The 672-nt window shown below is 53.1% G+C and carries 1 rRNA gene; it reads right to left on the minus strand.

The features are described from left to right. Window positions 1-18: 18 nt before the first annotated feature. Window positions 19-672 (minus strand): 16S ribosomal RNA (locus B5G28_RS14250); the annotation flags it as partial.

Consider the following 672-nt stretch of genomic DNA (forward strand, 5'->3'; position numbering starts at 1 on the left):
GTCAGCCAGACTCCCTAGAAAGGAGGTGATCCAGCCGCAGGTTCTCCTACGGCTACCTTGTTACGACTTCACCCCAATCACCAGTTTTACCTTCGGCGGCGTCCTCCTTGCGGTTAGACTACCGACTTCGGGTCCCCCCGGCTCTCATGGTGTGACGGGCGGTGTGTACAAGGCCCGGGAACGTATTCACCGCAGCATGCTGATCTGCGATTACTAGCAATTCCGACTTCATGCAGGCGAGTTGCAGCCTGCAATCTGAACTGGGACGTTGTTTTTGAGTTTTGCTCCACCTCGCGGTATCGCTTCTCTTTGTTAAACGCCATTGTAGTACGTGTGTAGCCCAAGTCATAAAGGGCATGATGATTTGACGTCATCCCCACCTTCCTCCGTTTTGTCAACGGCAGTCTGAATAGAGTCCTCTTGCGTAGTAACTATCCATAAGGGTTGCGCTCGTTGCGGGACTTAACCCAACATCTCACGACACGAGCTGACGACAACCATGCACCACCTGTCTCTGCGTCCCGAAGGAAAAGTACATTTCTGCACTCGTCGCAGGATGTCAAGACTTGGTAAGGTTCTTCGCGTTGCGTCGAATTAAACCACATACTCCACTGCTTGTGCGGGCCCCCGTCAATTCCTTTGAGTTTCAACCTTGCGGTCGTACTCCCCAGG

Source organism: Faecalibacterium sp. An77 (assembly GCF_002161315.1).
In the GTDB taxonomy this organism is placed as follows: Bacteria; Bacillota; Clostridia; order Oscillospirales; family Ruminococcaceae; genus Faecalibacterium.